Source organism: Winogradskyella sp. SM1960, assembly GCF_020179375.1.
Lineage (GTDB): Bacteria > Bacteroidota > Bacteroidia > Flavobacteriales > Flavobacteriaceae > Winogradskyella > Winogradskyella marina.
Genome location: NZ_JAICBG010000001.1, coordinates 187,438 through 201,598 on the forward strand (window position 1 = coordinate 187,438; position 14,161 = coordinate 201,598).

Genomic DNA, 14,161 nt, shown 5'->3' on the forward strand with positions numbered 1-14,161 from the left:
CTAAAATTTATTTAGCTGAATCTATAATAAAATTAATTACTTCTATTCCTTTTACTACTCTATCTTCTAAATCAATTCCATCTTCATTTTGTTTAATCTTTAGAATACCAACTTCATTAATGGTAAATTTTTCTTTTACTCTCTGATATAACGATTCTGCATATTCACCATTATTTACTTCAATATAATATCCATTAGACACACAGTTAAAGTTAAATTCAGCACCAGAAACACTTAAAATTAATGGTGAAAGGTAACCATCATCTAATGTAACCTTATTATCAGTATTCTTAATTTCTAACAAAAAAGGCGACCAATGAAATCCATTAAACTGAAGCTTATTCATCTTATACAACTCATACTTGCTTTCTTGGTGTTTGTTTCTAAAGACATAATATCCACCTTGCCATTCTTCAAACAAAAAAGATGGGTATTTTATAAAATAATATGCAAAAGTTTTTGGTATTGAAATGTCATTTTCAAAAGTGGCGAGATATTCACTTATAATTTCTGTTAAATCTCTTCTATCGATTAAATAAGATTCTAAAAGTAGATTAACCGATTGCTTTGTTTCCGAAAAATCTATATTTCGACTTGGGGTAAATATTTTAATCCAATCTCCATTATTAGCTCCATAGTAATACACCCATTCTTTCGTCTTTTTAGCATAATCTCCAAATGTCATTAACGCACAACTTAATAAATCAAACTCGTTTGAAAACAATTCTATAAACGTAATTGCCTTTTTCTCAAATGCGCCATCTAAATCAAACAATGCCAAATTACCACGTAGATAATTATGATCTTCTAATTGATTTTTAGATATTTTAAATTCTGGATTGGATTCAATAAATAATTCCTTACTAGGTTCTTCCTTGCGTTGCTTTGCATTAAATTTCGAATTATCTGGTATTACTCCACTTTCAATAATTGCTTTACTGCTTTCTAAAAACTCTTTATAAAATTCAGAACGCATCTCATACTCTGAATTTTCAATTAAGTTACGAAGTACTCGTAATCTATCATTTAGTTTTTCTGTGTTTTCTAATTGATGTATTAAAACAGCAAAGAGCAATAAACGTTCACCAAAAACGAAAGTGTTAGTATATGACGTTACACATTTCTCTAATAAATTTACATTAGGATTTCCAAAAAACAACCTTACTTTAGATTGTTCAAAATCTGAAGGCTCAAGATAAAATAGACTTTCAAAATAAGTATCAATGTCTGGTATTTGAGTAAACTTATCTAGAGAAGAAAAAAGAAAGGCTAACCTTTCGTTACTTTCCCCATAAACGATTTCTGCTTTTTTTAATAGTTCTTTTGATTCTATTTCTAAGCCATCTAAAGCAATTAAAATATCGGTAACAAACTCTATGTAATTTAGAATGCCGTTATCCATATTTAACGCTAAATCCTGTTTTGAATCTACATTTTTACATATTTTCCAAAATAAATCTGACCACTCTTTATCTATTTTCTCGTTAAATTCTTGCTGATATTTCTCAGGAATTAAACCAGAAAATTGCGATTTAAAATGTTCAAAATCGGTTAGAGGTTTTCCTCTAGAATTCATTTTTATATACAAACTATCTGCCAACCCTAATTTCTCCATGGGCAGATTATAGAATTTTATTGGTGAATTATCACTCACTAACATGTCCCATAAATTATCTACACCTAAAGCTTCATAGCGTTCTTGTATAGCAGATAACATAACTAACATTGATGCAACTGTTGGATCGTTATGCCACTCTGTAAAAAACCATGATTGATTAGTAATTTGTTTCTTAATATCTACTTCTTTACTCTGAGGTGTATAGTTTACTAAAGATTCGCAAAATACTTTAGAGCTATGTCTAACCTCATAGGTAAAGTTTATTAATACTTGTTTTGCTTCATCTTGTTTATTCTCTCTAAAAGCTGCATACCAATGCAATAAAAATAAGGTTGTTAAACGTTGTTGACCATCTAAAGGAATAAAGGAATTTGCATTCTCATTTTTAACATTATATCCATATATAAAATCAAGTTCAATTGGTTTGGCAGGATTCTCTAACGCCACAAATAAAGCATCTAAAAATTTAGACCTAATTTTTACGACTTTTTGGTTAGTACGACCTTGCGCATAATCTCTTTGTATAATAGGAATAACAATTTTTGAAGTATCTATCAACTCAAAAAAACTAGTAGGCTTATTAATCATTGTTATTCTTTTTTAAGTTTTTTAAAAATGTTTTATTCTCCGTATTTAAATAAGGCTTTAATGTAGATAAAAGTTCTGTACAATACTCTTGCCTATCTAATGCTGTCCAAAACTGATTGTCATTTACAGTTCCATTGGTATTGTAATATCTTAAAAACAAGCGTTTGGTACAAATAGGAATATAACTACCAGCTTTATCTAGTTTAATAATACGTTCTCTTTTTACCTGAAACACTGCATTATTTAATGCCGAATTATCTTCGCCTGTTAAAAGTGCCAAATTTGCAATAGCATGTGTAGTATTTGTTTGTTTTTCGCTGTCTATAACAAAATGCGATAACACCTCATCAAAGAGATCTTCAAATTTCTCCCAGGTTATAGTCTCTTCTGTTACTTTTTTTACTTTGGCTATTGTAGCAACTAATACGTCACTTGGATTTTGAACCTGAAGATTTTCTAAATGTGGTAAATGCAGTTCTAGCCACTCTAACCAAGGTTTCTTTTTGTTTGAATTAAAGTCTTCTGAGTTTTGCGCTTGAATATGCTCTACACTCCAATTTTCTTTTTTGTGCAATTCAAATGGATAAAACACAATATCGTTATCTAAATTACGTGTGGTTTCTACATTAAAAAGTAATAGTAATTTGTTTATGTTTTGAAGCTCTACACCTTTTGTATAATCTAAGTTTTCAATTTCAAAATGGATACTTTTCTTTATTTCAGAATTTACATAATCATTAAACTCATCTTTTGGTTTTACAATAGCTTCGTCTAATAAAGTCTTAACTACAGAAACATTTCCAATACTTATTAAATAGCCTATTTTATGGTATTTATCTCTATTTTTAAACCATTCTGAAAGGATATTAAAATAGTGTTCTATTTTTCGCCAAACCATCCACATTTTAGTATCATCATCTGCCAAAGCTAAAAAATGAAGAAATGTGAAATAAAAATCTTTTTCTGTTTTGTTTTTTCCTGCTATAATATCAAACAAAAATTCAATTTTAGTTTGGTAATTTTCAGCTGGCTCGTTGGTTATAAAAGACCAGAATGGTTTGTGGTTGAGCTGTTGCTCCATCACATCCCAAAGTTGCGAGATGATAATTTTCTTTTTAATAGCTTCTTCTGTGCCTTCTTCTACAAATTTATCGCTTGCTAAAAACAAAGCTTTTATAAGCTCTGCATTTGTTAATGGTATTTTACCAAGGTTTAATCTATTAAATAGCTGTTTGCTGTTTTCATCATCTGTAACTTTTTGGTCTTCTCGTGTTACTTGATACCAAATAACTTGCACAGAACTTGTATCTTTTTCTGTGCCTAAAAGCGTGTTTAAAAACAAATCTTTATCTCTACGGTTCATGGCTCTTTCAGCATTTTCAAACCAAGCTTTTATAGTTGTGTATGCATTAAAAATATAATAGTAATCTACGTTACTAAAGTCTTCTTTTATATTGTTTAAAAAATCACGACTACCTTCTCTAGTTTCGTATTCTAGCGTAAAAAGTTCTTTTAAATAATCTTCTTTTAAAGATTCTACCTTTAAAAACTCTTGCATTAAATACTTAAGTATAATATAAATAGTAGTTACCCTTTGCTGACCATCTATAAGCTCAAATCCAGAATATGTTGCTCCGTTAGATTGCCATTCTTTAGGTTTTACCACTACAGGTTGCAAGCAATAAAAATAACCAGTCTCTTTACTATTACTCTCGTTGGCTTTTGCGTACTCCCAAATATCATCTAGTAGTTGGGTTACTTGTAGGTTTGTCCACCTGTACCCTCTTTGGTAATAAGGAATAAAAAAGTTTTCGCCTAAAAGTGTATTTATTGTTTTTTGTTGTAATGTATTGGCCATTTATTATTTTGTTTTTTAAACTACTGCTGTTTTAGTGTCTGCTTTTGACATTTTGGAAAGCAAAAGACTTTCTATATTTCTAAGTTTTTCAATCTCTAATACTTGATTTTTAATATTCTTTTGAATTATTTCAGCTTTAAAATTGAACACTTCACGTATTATTTTGCTTGGATAAACAAATTGAATTTCATTTAATAAAGACTGAGTTATTAAAGGTTGACCTGTTCCTTCTCTTCTTTCTGAAATATTTATATTTTGTAATAAATATAAACAGTAGGTTAATTCATCATTTATTGAATACCCACTTATAGCATTATCACTTACCCAACACTTATCATATTCCAAAAAAAGACTACCACAATAGGCTCCAACTCTACCAACAATAATTATTGATTCTGAATTAAAATTATTTACAAAATCAATTATTCCATTACCTCCATAAACAGAATATTGCCCTGAAACTCCTGGTTTCTTCTTTCCGTTTTTAAATTCTAAAACGTTATCTAATCGTTTAACCTCCCAACCCATAGGAATCTCCAAATCCAACTCTTCATTATAAACCATTTCACCACCAGATGATTTGTAGCATTTTGAGTAATCAATGTTATTGAGAGATTCTAAAGAGACCTCTCGACTGCGCTCGAGGTGACAGAGGTCTATAGGAAAGTTGAAATCCACAAACCAATGTTTATACAAGGCCTGTGCGGTGTCTTCTAGTTTTTGGTTTAGGGTTTCGTTTAGTTTTATACGGTTGACTATGGTGTTGTATTCTGCTACTATTTCGTTTTGTTTTTCTATGGATGGTATTGGTAGTTCTAATTCACATAAAGATTCCCAACTAAAACCTCCTCGAACACTACTATCTGTAGTAAACCAAACGTTTCTGTCGAATTCTGAACGTCTGCACCACATCATTAAATATTCTGGATTTAAAACGTTATGGTCTAAAATTTCAAAAATCACATACGCTGGCGAAACGATTATTGGTTCATCCTCTAACAATAAACTTATTGGTAAAATTTCATCACGACCAACGTGCATTGGATTGTATGCAAATTGATATTTTTCTACAACTCTGTATCTTGATAAATCTGTACCTTGAATATTAGCAACAGATTCCATAAATTCTTTATTTATACGAATGCCTTTTAAGACAGTAACAGAACCATCAGTATTTTTCTTTTTAATTTGCTTTATGTAATTACCAAGTGGCTTATAGTTCAATCTCATAACCTAAATTTTTAAACACGTTTAATAATTCAGATTTAGATTTTGCTTCTTCTTTTAGCAAGTCTGCAAATTCCGTTTGTAAGCTTTGCATCTTTTCATCAAAATTGATGTTTTCATCTCTATTGAAGAATTCAATGTATTTACTTGGTACTAAAGAATAGTCTTTTTTACGTAAGTCTTCAATAGTTGCAGACTTACAAAACTCTCCAATGTCTTCATAATTATCCTCAAAAGAAGTTTGTTGCCAATTGTGATAAGTTGAAGATATTTTATCTATTTCATCGCCAGAAAATTGAATATATTTCTTTTCAAAAGGGATTCCTACTTTACGTAAATCAATAAAAAGCGTTTCATCTTCGCGATCACGATAATTCTTTTCAATGCCATTAATAGTAACTGTTCTTTCCTTTTTATTGTTATTTAAAATCCAAAGCGTTACAGAAATATCTGTGGTATAAAACATCTTTTGAGGTAATACCAAAATAGCTTCCACCAATTTATTTTCAATGAGTTTTTTACGTATGTCGTATTCGGTGCCGCCACCAGATAAAGCTCCATTAGCTAAGATAAAACCTGCTACGCCGTTTTCTGAGAGTTTAGAGACCATATTAAGAATCCAACCATAATTGGCGTTTCCTGTTTGTGGTACCTCGTAACCTCGCCAACGTGGATCGTCTAGTAACTCGTCACTGGCTCGCCACGCTTTTTGGTTAAAAGGTGGATTTGCCATTATGTAATCTGCCTTTAAATCTGGGTGTTGGTCTTTGGCAAAAGTATCGGCTGGCACATCGCCTAAATTGGCAGATATACCACGTATGGCCAGGTTCATTTTTGCTAGTTTATAAGTGGTAGACGTGTATTCTTGTCCGTAAATAGAGACGTCTTTTTTGTTACCGTTGTGGCTGTCTATAAATTTCATAGACTGTACAAACATACCTCCAGAACCACAAGCAGGATCGTAAATCTTTCCTTTGTAAGGTTCTATAAGTTCTGCAATAAGGTTAACAATACTTTTTGGTGTGTAGAATTCGCCTTTACCCTTACCTTCTGCAATGGCAAACTTGCTTAAAAAATACTCGTACACACGCCCAACAATATCTTGTTGTTGGTCTTTTAGTGTGTCTATATTGTTTATGGTATCTAGTAAAGCGGCTAGTTTACTCACGTCCATATTGAGACGCGAAAAGTAGTTGTCTGGTAAGGCGCCTTTAAGCGATGGATTATTTTTTTCTACAGTATATAGAGCTGTATCTATTTTTAAGGCAATATCGTCTTGTTTGGCGTTGGCGATGATGTAGCTCCAGCGCGACTCTTCGGTTAAATAGAAGACGTTGTCTTGCGCATAGAACTCTACCATATCTACAAACCGTTCTTTGCCATCGTCTATGAGTTCTTGACGACGTTTCTGGAATTTATCGCTAGCGAATTTTAGGAATATTAGCCCTAGAACAACGTGTTTGTATTCTGAGGATTCTACGGTTCCTCTTAATTTGTTTGCAGAATCCCATAGGGTTTCTTCTATGGATTTTGTTTTTTTGGTTGTTGCTTTTTTGGCCATTAATTGGTTGTATTTTTTTTAGAGCTTTAAATGTAAGTTTAAAATCTATTTAACACAATAAAACACTACATCACTTTTTCGGCTAAATACTTTTGTACTTCGTACACATCTATACTCTTATTAAATTTTTTACTTACGGATGGTAGATTTTCACTAGATATCCAGATTTTAAGTTCGGCATCTAAATCAAACGTTCCTGAGGTTTCTAAAGAGAATCTTGATATACTTTTATAAGGCATAGACTTATACTCTACTTTGCTTCCTGTTATACCTTGCACATCGATTAAAATTAGTCGTTTATTAGTAAACATAAATACATCTCTGAAGAGTTTAAAACCGAGTTCTATTTGCTCATTGCTGGTTAATAAGCGTCCGTATTTTGTAGTTAATTGTTCGGTAGAGGCTTAGCTAGCGTTGCCTAGAATTTTGTTTAGTAGTCCCATGATTTTTGATTATTTTGTTATAAGTTTTAATATTGAATGTTAACGTTTTTCGTCAAAGGTTTTTATAACCAAACAACTGCCATCTTTCACTACAATATCGTATAGCACTGAATGCTCGTAATCTTTCCAAGTCATGCCATCTAATTTTATAAAATTTTCATTATTAAAATACCTCACCCAATTATTGGTTTCTGAACTAGGCTCTATATATGCCACTCGATAGCATATTTGCGCTTCACCAACTTCTTTATTTGTTAAATAACATGCTACACGTCTATCATAATTTTCAAATTCTACGACATAGGTTATATATTCAGTTCCATCTTCAGTAACATCTATAACGTAGTCTTGATTATTTTTAATTATCTCAGATTTAGAAACTCCTATTTGAGAACTCACAGTTAATGTTGTAAACAATAATATTATAAATGTGATTACATTTTTCATGGTAAAAAAAGGTTTTGTGTTTAATTAAATATGTTAGTGTTTTCGATATAAAACTATTCCGTTTTATCATAAAAATATAAAGCTAAATAAATTAGATATTAGTTGGTTACGGAAAACCATAATTGCTAGTTTTAATAGTATTACTAACAACGATTTTAAAACCAAACTCATGAATGGTTAATTGAATTACACTGTAACAAATAACACTATGTTTTCTAGCAGCGAATTACTTTTTATGAATCTTAGATAATTGACGAAGTCTAAATTTTAAAGCAATCGCTGTTAAAGGCAAAACCACCAGTAAAAATGGAAATAGAACACAAAAGAAAAAGAAATTAACTTCGTAATATGATGTCCCTGTGAGATTTGCTAGGTTTATTGTAAAATCAGTACAATAGACATATAAATTACCACCTACACTAATAAGCCAATCTAGAAATGCATTAATATTACTCATTTTTTTGATTTTTTTAATTTTCTAATTGCTAATGTGTAATCTATAATCTTAATGAGTGCATACCACATGATAAGTGGAAAAAGTATGACTAAAAAAACAATGTTAGCAGCTCCATAATTACCAGTGGAATGCAAGACTTGAATAACTCCAAAATACATTTTATCTGTAATATGGAAATAATCTTTTAAAAACTTAACGTGATGTTGTTTACAATAACTCGTATTGCTATGTGCTATCCAACTACATTTATGAAGACTCCGAGCATCTGAGTTTATCGCCGTAAAACCAAAAGCACTATAGGGCTTCTCGGTTATTAAAGAGCGATAAGATTCATTTATTACTACCATTATGATATAGGGTAGCAAAAGCAGGCATATGTTTCTAAGGAGGCGCATTGGATACTATTATTTTTTAAAATGACAAGTCTTTTATCGTTAGTTTCTATTATTATCTTCAAAATTCAACTCTAAATAAACAGGTAAATGATCCGAAATTTATCTAGCTGCAGCTAAATTTTTACAATTCAAAATATAATTTACCGTACCAAAATTGGTCATTAAAAAGAGTTGTTCACAATACGAATGATATTTACTTTACAAAGCATCTCTGTATTTCTTTTTAAATAAGCTAAAAATCATCCCGAAAGCCACAACGACATCAACAATATTCCATAGGTCTCTACCTAGCGCAATTTTAAAAAAGGGTTGAAACAATAAAGCCAGTGCTCCATAAATTACCACTTCTGGTTTGTTATCAACTTCATTGACCTTAAAAGCTAGAACACCGAAGCCAATTAATGCCACAAACCTAACGAATTGATAGAAGCCGTAGGGCATCTCTAATAGGCAGAGAAAAAGTAATAATGCTAATGTGATTTTTAGGATTTTAATAGTCATGGTTTTAAATATTTTAATAGTCTTAATTACCTTTTAGCTAATAGCCATTTTAGAAATGCGATCCTCGATTTCTAAGCGTATTGTTTATCAAATTGAAATCATATTCACAACTGACTTTGCCTTTTCTGGATATCTCCAAATTAAAACAATGCATATCATTAATAATATTTTGATGCTCCAAAATGGAATTAAAATACCAATAGCAGCAAGAGCTAATAAGAATTTATAGAAATAGAATTGTTGATGTTCTCCTTTAGAATAAAATTTGACAAGTTTCATTGTTCTGTTTTCCATGTCGAGTAAAAATATACCATCATTTTCTATAACAAAATCATATTCCAAAAGTTGACGTCTTGAATTCTTATTCTGAACTGATATGGCCGATTTACCTGATTTCACTTCAACTATATACTTTTTTCCACGCTTTTCTACTATGTAATCTAATACTATTTTTGATTCAACTTTTCGATCATTCACCTTATAACGATGAAAATATATTTCTTGTTCTCCTACTATCCTATATCCCTTGGCTTGCAGAAATCCACGAGCTTTATTTTCTAACATTAGCCCTCTAGCAAACCTTTTTTTTTGCTTTCTCTTTTTATTGTATTGTACAATCTTGAGTTTCAAAGCAATGAATAATAAGATGCCAATTACAATTAAAAAAGTAAATCTTTCGACAATGTTTTCATTCATAAGTAAAGAAAGGATTAAAGGAGTTTATCTTCTATTTTTTTGTATGGCTTATTTTCATTTTTTGACTTTACTAAATAGATTTAAAAGAATTCAAAAAACTATTATCCCATTAATAAAAAACTCAAATAAAGCACTAGAATATTGCCATTCAAATTACTACCCTAGCTTTCAAATATTGTTCTTTCAGGGTTACTTGCAATCTCATAAAATATAAATTGGAATGGTGATGGCATTAATAAAAAGAAATATTTCAAAGTGCCTATATACTTATTTAAATAATAATCAATCTTCCCATCCACAAAGCGTTCTACCTATTTTTTTAGCATCACTCAATGTGACTTTGTCTGTAGAACTTTTGCAATTAGAAAGTCCTCGACAGGATTTTGAATAATGGTATTTCTTACTGTATTTACCTCTACAGATATAGACATTAGAATCCACTCCATTGAAAGATGTTATAGTAGCTATCCCAAAACAAAAAAATAAGCTTAAAAAAATATTAATAATAAATTTCATAATGTTCAATTCTCTTTAATTGTAAATTCTAAAAAAACTGGCAAATGGTCAGAAATCATTCTCGCCACGTCTAGGTTCTCACAACGTTTTACAAAATCAACAACCCCAGACTTTTGAAACGTCATTTCTTTTGAGTGATAAATATTATCTATTTCGTGACTAAGGTAATTACCCATATAACATTTACGCTTTAAAGTTGTTTGTTGGTTGCGCACAGCCGACGTAAAACCTTGGTTATAAAGATCGTCCCAAACCTCATGAGTTTCATTGAGGTTAAAGTCACCAGCAATTATTAATTTGTCCGTATTAAAACGTTTTGGATAGTCCTTAAAGTATTGAATTTCAAGCTCTGGCTGATCATTGTGCTTTCTGGAATGAAAATTAGCCACCATGAACGTAGTATCGCTACCTTTAAGATTAAAACGTGCCATATAAGGTTCTCTTGCCATGAGAGAGGCCATCTCATCATCTAAAAAGGCCCTGCCTTTTAAATCTACTTTACTCGTTTTCCAAAGAAAGGCGTAGCGCTCACTCATATACACAGAAGGACTATTTGTTGGGTCACTTATTCTATAATCCCACTTCGCACCTTTTCTATTGAGCTCGTCTGCAATTTGAGCAACCTTCTGCGCACCAGCCGGATGCTTAGCTACAACTTCTTGAATAGCCACGATATCATAGTCTTTTAGAATATTAACCATAAAAGCAATTTCGGTATCGTCTTTGGTTTGTCCTAGATCTTGGATGTTCCAGGTGATGAGTTTTAGTGTGTCACTACTCAGTGTAGCATTAGTATCTGCTATATCATTTGCCTTGTCAGATAAGTTAAAATCATAATTATCTACAACAGGGTTATACTCAGACTTAGGTGTAATACTTGAATCGCCCTTACTTTTTCTAGGAATACAGGATACAATAAAAAATATCAGACAAAAAAAACAAATTCTCTTGATTATGAAATTATATATCATTAAAAGTAGGATTTTATCATAAAAACATTAATCAAAAACGATTTCATTTTTATTATAGTTGATAGTCAATTTACCAAACTTTGACAAAGCAGATTGCCCCAACAATAATGGAGCTTCTAAATTATGAACGACCGAAGCTTCAATATTATATATGGTTTTAATACCAATTTTTACTTTTTTTAAATTAAGTCTCGTGCCTTCTGATATGTTCCCTGTTGCATCTTGAAATTGAACTTTCCCTAAGAAGTCCTCTTCCGTTAACTTCCCTTGTTTTAGCAGAAAAATAGCTTCTGTTTCTGATATTGAAACACTACTCGCACCTGTATCAAAAATAATTTTCATTGCAATATCATTTATTTCAATAGGAATAAAAAAAACTCCTCCTTGCTTATCCATTTTGACGGTGTTTTTGCTATCACCACCATTTCTCTGATATGATTGTGCCGGATATCTACTATTATCAGAAGAAGAAGAAGAAGAAGAAGAAGAAGACGTTGCTCGTTTACAAGTAAAAAGCAAACAGATTAGCATAATTAAAAAACAATTTCGAATCATATTTTATTAGTTACTTTAGGTATTATTTGTATTGAAAATCGTTTATTATAAGACTCGACATCCTCTGTTCTTTTATAGTCTCCGCTGAGTTTATTTTCTCTACAAAGACCGTTATAACCACTTCCAGAAATTAAAACTTCAACATTACTTTTTCTGAAACTTATATTATTTGATAGCCATAAATTATATACTGCTAAAGCTCTTTCATATGATTTTTTATAACCATCAGCATTATCTTTACTGTATCTTTTATCGTAGGTATTAGCCATATTCCCTTCAATAACTAATAAGTATGAAAAGTCTTTATTATCATTTTGAAGTCTATTTAAGAACTCTTTTATTTTTTCTCCTATTGCTATCGTGGCTTCCTTATGCTCATCCAATACTTCGGCTTTTCCTGGATCAAAAACCTCTATACCTCTTAGGTTTTTTGCGACAAACTTTTTACATTCTTCTAAATAAATAAAATCTCCATCTTCTTCTAATGGCTTAAATTGTTCATCAAGCTGAACTATTTTTTTTAAGTCTTCTAATGTCGTTACTATTTTTTCCTGTTCTAATTTTAAATAAACAACGGTCAAGACAAATAGAACAAGCATAACGAAAAATAATGTTGTCATTAAATCAGCGTAACTTACCCAGAAAAAATCACCTTTATCCTTTTTTGACATCTACAGTATATATTTATATATAAAAAGGCCGCAAGTTGCCATAATTACAATTGATGTAAAAACTAGAGCAAACAGCAAGAGTTTAGGTGTTTTAAAATATAATGGCTTGTCTGCAATTTTATCCATTAATTGGTTGATTGTTGTATCATGGTCTTTAATACTAGCTTTCAATACACCTACCTCATTTGGCAAACTACTTATTTGACCTATACTATCATTAACTTTTAGAACATCTTTCTTTATCGCTGCTATATTATGGCTTTCATCATCAAAAACTTGTATTGTCATTTCCTTTAAGTCTTTGAATAACTTTTCAAATCCAGAGTTAATTTCAACATCCTTTTCATTAAAATTTTTCATTCTTTGTTCAAACGATTTTTTCAGTTCTTCCACCATATCGCCTGTAGAGGAATCAAAGTCTGCAATCTTATTACTTATAGCTTGTTCTCTTTGCTCAAAACTAGAAAAATGAGTTTGCAAATATTTTGAGCCTTCAGAAATATTTTTAGCGTTTACATCAAAATTATCTATTATAGTTCCCAAATCACCAACTTTATCTAGTTGAATAGAAACCGTATGATTTAATCTTTCAGTGTTTTTTAAAAGTCCATTGACATTGGTTAAATACTCCGATAATTCTTTTAACTTAGTAAATGAGCTATTAATTTCTTTCATTACATTAATATTATATCTAGCCATATTACCAACATCAATTCTTTTTAACTCCTCAACCACTTGAAGCTGACTTTCAAAAGAGCTACGGACCTCTTTTATAACTCCGTCAAAATGCCCCATGTTAATCGCAAAACCTTCATTAAACTTCAGCAAATTAGCTTGTAAAGTCTGTAAACTTGAAGCTGTGTTTTTTGATAGCACAGGTAGTAATTGTGTTTGTATGAACGTAAAGAAGTTGTTTTTATCAGTTTCAGCACTTTTCCTAATATTATAAAATAGAAGTGAATTTATAGTTGTTAACAGTAACCCTATAGCACTAGCTATCATTGCTATTTTAACACCTATAAGCAAAGCATCAACACCTTTTAAAGTATTATCCGCATTCATCAATTGTGCTGAATCACTAATAGAATTGCTTAAACTAGGCATGGCAATTAATCCAATAATAATCCCTAACATAGTTCCAAAAAGTCCCAAATAAAGTGGAATTGGAAGATTACTAGATATGGCACTCTCTTCATTGTCAATATTTCTATCTACAATATCTTTAATTAAATTAAAGTCACTAATGGCGCCTTTATTTCTTAAAAGATAGCTATTTATAGCATTAATTATATTATTAAATGATGAACTTACATGACCTGAAGTTTCAATAAGTGAAATTGTTATTTTATTACTCATAAATCTTCTTTATTAAATAACACCAATTCATCATCTTCATCATTAACACCATTATCCTCATCATAAATATCTTCAATATCAGACTGATTAATTAGGTCTATTTGATCTACTTGATCATAAATGTTCTTATCGTAATTTTCATCTAAATTATACTCACTATTAGTAACGTTTAAATCAAAATCATCCTTATTATTTAAAATAGTATCGGCATCTATTGAAGACGCTAGGTCTTCATCAATTGATAACTCTATCAAGTTTATATTTGAATTTTTAGAAATAATTTTTTTATATGCTAGTATTC

General features: G+C 30.6%; 14 protein-coding genes and 1 pseudogene. All 15 read right to left on the reverse strand.

Translation table 11 applies throughout. The annotated features are described in order from the left end of the window. Positions 1-7: 7 nt before the first annotated feature. The 15 genes and pseudogenes from K1X16_RS00895 to K1X16_RS00965 all read right to left on the reverse strand — a co-directional run bounded on the left by K1X16_RS00895 (position 8) and on the right by K1X16_RS00965 (position 14,114). Entirely contained in the window at positions 8-2,206 is a 2,199-nt protein-coding gene (locus tag K1X16_RS00895; RefSeq protein ID WP_225034690.1) for a DUF262 domain-containing protein, read from the reverse strand. Next, on the reverse strand, positions 2,199-4,064 hold the full coding sequence (locus K1X16_RS00900; protein ID WP_225034691.1) for a DUF262 domain-containing protein: 1,866 nt from the start codon (positions 4,062-4,064) through the stop codon (positions 2,199-2,201). Before K1X16_RS00900 ends, K1X16_RS00895 begins: the two co-directional genes overlap by 8 nt. 15 nt (positions 4,065-4,079) lie before the next feature. Then, positions 4,080-5,294 carry a restriction endonuclease subunit S gene (locus K1X16_RS00905; protein WP_225034692.1) on the reverse strand — a complete coding sequence of 405 codons (1,215 nt, stop codon included), beginning with the start codon at positions 5,292-5,294 and terminating at the stop codon, positions 4,080-4,082. Then, on the reverse strand, positions 5,278-6,852 hold the full coding sequence (locus tag K1X16_RS00910) for a type I restriction-modification system subunit M (protein ID WP_225034693.1): 1,575 nt from the start codon (positions 6,850-6,852) through the stop codon (positions 5,278-5,280). Before K1X16_RS00910 ends, K1X16_RS00905 begins: the two co-directional genes overlap by 17 nt. 65 nt (positions 6,853-6,917) lie before the next feature. Beyond that, positions 6,918-7,295: pseudogene (locus K1X16_RS00915) on the reverse strand (PH domain-containing protein). Between the two features lie 39 nt (positions 7,296-7,334). Continuing rightward, positions 7,335-7,742, reverse strand: coding sequence for a hypothetical protein (locus K1X16_RS00920; RefSeq protein ID WP_225034694.1), 408 nt, complete (start codon positions 7,740-7,742; stop codon positions 7,335-7,337). A gap of 226 nt (positions 7,743-7,968) precedes the next feature. After that, on the reverse strand, positions 7,969-8,199 hold the full coding sequence (locus K1X16_RS00925) for a hypothetical protein (RefSeq protein ID WP_225034695.1): 231 nt from the start codon (positions 8,197-8,199) through the stop codon (positions 7,969-7,971). Further along, positions 8,196-8,546, reverse strand: a complete 351-nt coding sequence (locus K1X16_RS00930; RefSeq protein ID WP_225034696.1) for a hypothetical protein — start codon at positions 8,544-8,546, stop codon at positions 8,196-8,198. The genes K1X16_RS00925 and K1X16_RS00930 overlap by 4 nt, the downstream gene beginning before the upstream one ends. A 246-nt stretch (positions 8,547-8,792) precedes the next feature. Further along, on the reverse strand, positions 8,793-9,095 hold the full coding sequence (locus tag K1X16_RS00935) for a DUF6804 family protein (protein ID WP_225034697.1): 303 nt from the start codon (positions 9,093-9,095) through the stop codon (positions 8,793-8,795). 87 nt (positions 9,096-9,182) lie between these two features. Next, positions 9,183-9,791 carry a hypothetical protein gene (locus K1X16_RS00940; protein WP_225034698.1) on the reverse strand — a complete coding sequence of 203 codons (609 nt, stop codon included), beginning with the start codon at positions 9,789-9,791 and terminating at the stop codon, positions 9,183-9,185. A 521-nt stretch (positions 9,792-10,312) separates the two neighbouring features. Continuing rightward, positions 10,313-11,278: an endonuclease/exonuclease/phosphatase family protein gene (locus tag K1X16_RS00945; RefSeq protein WP_225034699.1), complete on the reverse strand. Its 966-nt coding sequence runs from the start codon at positions 11,276-11,278 to the stop codon at positions 10,313-10,315. A gap of 27 nt (positions 11,279-11,305) precedes the next feature. Next, positions 11,306-11,833, reverse strand: coding sequence for a TIGR02281 family clan AA aspartic protease (locus tag K1X16_RS00950; protein ID WP_225034700.1), 528 nt, complete (start codon positions 11,831-11,833; stop codon positions 11,306-11,308). After that, a complete protein-coding gene (locus K1X16_RS00955; protein ID WP_225034701.1) occupies positions 11,830-12,504 on the reverse strand; it encodes a flagellar motor protein MotB in 675 nt (224 codons plus the stop codon). Before K1X16_RS00955 ends, K1X16_RS00950 begins: the two co-directional genes overlap by 4 nt. Next, entirely contained in the window at positions 12,505-13,860 is a 1,356-nt protein-coding gene (locus K1X16_RS00960) for a MotA/TolQ/ExbB proton channel family protein (RefSeq protein ID WP_225034702.1), read from the reverse strand. Then, complete coding sequence (locus tag K1X16_RS00965; protein ID WP_225034703.1) at positions 13,857-14,114, reverse strand: hypothetical protein; 258 nt, start codon at positions 14,112-14,114, stop codon at positions 13,857-13,859. Before K1X16_RS00965 ends, K1X16_RS00960 begins: the two co-directional genes overlap by 4 nt. Positions 14,115-14,161: the final 47 nt, after the last annotated feature.

What these genes read in the sequence shown, in the direction of transcription:
- K1X16_RS00895 (WP_225034690.1), bottom strand. Translation starts at nt 2,206, where the DNA reads ATGATTAATAAGCCTACTAGTTTTTTTGAGTTGATAGATACTTCAAAA.
- K1X16_RS00900 (WP_225034691.1), bottom strand. Translation starts at nt 4,064, where the DNA reads ATGGCCAATACATTACAACAAAAAACAATAAATACACTTTTAGGCGAA.
- K1X16_RS00905 (WP_225034692.1), bottom strand. Translation starts at nt 5,294, where the DNA reads ATGAGATTGAACTATAAGCCACTTGGTAATTACATAAAGCAAATTAAA.
- K1X16_RS00910 (WP_225034693.1), bottom strand. Translation starts at nt 6,852, where the DNA reads ATGGCCAAAAAAGCAACAACCAAAAAAACAAAATCCATAGAAGAAACC.
- K1X16_RS00920 (WP_225034694.1), bottom strand. Translation starts at nt 7,742, where the DNA reads ATGAAAAATGTAATCACATTTATAATATTATTGTTTACAACATTAACT.
- K1X16_RS00925 (WP_225034695.1), bottom strand. Translation starts at nt 8,199, where the DNA reads ATGAGTAATATTAATGCATTTCTAGATTGGCTTATTAGTGTAGGTGGT.
- K1X16_RS00930 (WP_225034696.1), bottom strand. Translation starts at nt 8,546, where the DNA reads ATGGTAGTAATAAATGAATCTTATCGCTCTTTAATAACCGAGAAGCCC.
- K1X16_RS00935 (WP_225034697.1), bottom strand. Translation starts at nt 9,095, where the DNA reads ATGACTATTAAAATCCTAAAAATCACATTAGCATTATTACTTTTTCTC.
- K1X16_RS00940 (WP_225034698.1), bottom strand. Translation starts at nt 9,791, where the DNA reads ATGAATGAAAACATTGTCGAAAGATTTACTTTTTTAATTGTAATTGGC.
- K1X16_RS00945 (WP_225034699.1), bottom strand. Translation starts at nt 11,278, where the DNA reads ATGATATATAATTTCATAATCAAGAGAATTTGTTTTTTTTGTCTGATA.
- K1X16_RS00950 (WP_225034700.1), bottom strand. Translation starts at nt 11,833, where the DNA reads ATGATTCGAAATTGTTTTTTAATTATGCTAATCTGTTTGCTTTTTACT.
- K1X16_RS00955 (WP_225034701.1), bottom strand. Translation starts at nt 12,504, where the DNA reads ATGTCAAAAAAGGATAAAGGTGATTTTTTCTGGGTAAGTTACGCTGAT.
- K1X16_RS00960 (WP_225034702.1), bottom strand. Translation starts at nt 13,860, where the DNA reads ATGAGTAATAAAATAACAATTTCACTTATTGAAACTTCAGGTCATGTA.